General features: G+C 42.9%; 1 protein-coding gene. It reads right to left on the bottom strand.

Annotated features, from left to right (window positions below):
* Positions 1–94 precede the first annotated feature (94 nt).
* Positions 95–941: phage major capsid protein (locus N1032_RS24090; RefSeq protein ID WP_259542992.1), on the bottom strand; the 847-nt coding region annotated here is incomplete at its 5' end.

The raw sequence follows: 941 nt of genomic DNA, 5'->3' as shown, positions 1-941 counted from the left end.
TCGCCGTTGTATTCGTACAGATAAAACCGTTCCATTTTTATCACCCAATAAAAAAAGGCCAGCATTAAGCCAGCCTTTATAATTAACCCGGCAATTACGCCACCGTTTCGCCTACAAAGAAAACAATACAGTTTTCGTTGAGGTCATTAATATACTGCGCGTCAGCTTTAAACCAGTTGTTATAAAACTCAGCGCGGGCATTATATTGAACGGTAGTACGTCGATCAGTGTTAGCAACTGCCGCCGCTTCTTTATCCAGAATAACGCCAAGAATAGCGGCGTTTTTATTGCCTTTGGTGTTACCCTGAATTTCCAGCTTAACAGTTTCACCGCTTGCCGTTTTAACGTCAATTACACCAGTTGACGCGAAACCGTAATCAGTACCGGAACCCTGCCAGTAAGGAACGGTATCATGCGCCGGGAGTGTCACACGGTCAGGGTTGAACGTGGTAGACAGCAGGAACGTTTCTGACGCTTTCGCGAAGTCAGACAGGAAAACAATATTCTGCAAATCAGCAGGGGTGAAACGTGGTTGTTTACCAACGTTAAACAGTTTGCTGATTTTGGTCATGCGGTCAGAATACAGCGCAATTTTATACGTTGCGAAACGAATAAAATTAGGGTTGCTCAAACAGTTAATAGCACTGATTTGGTCAGCCGCCGGAACGGAATCATTATACAGTTTCAGCAGGTTGATAGCCTTAACACCAGACTTTGAGAAGTCCAGAGTTTTAGAGCCAGCCGTACCAGTACCCAAATCATCAACCAGAGTTTCAGCAACCATGTTATTAATGGCGCGCATAATCAGGCTATCAATTTTAACGGTCATAGAGTTTTCAACACTGGTAAGCAGCATTGAAACAAAATCGTTTAATTGTTCGGCAGAACTAAACGCCGATTTTAATTGAAGCTCAGTAAATGACATTTGAATTTCAAAGGTC

This window comes from Herbiconiux daphne, from assembly GCF_024979295.1.
Classification (GTDB): domain Bacteria; phylum Actinomycetota; class Actinomycetes; order Actinomycetales; family Microbacteriaceae; genus Herbiconiux; species Herbiconiux daphnes.
This window is presented reverse-complemented; position numbering and strand designations above follow the sequence as displayed.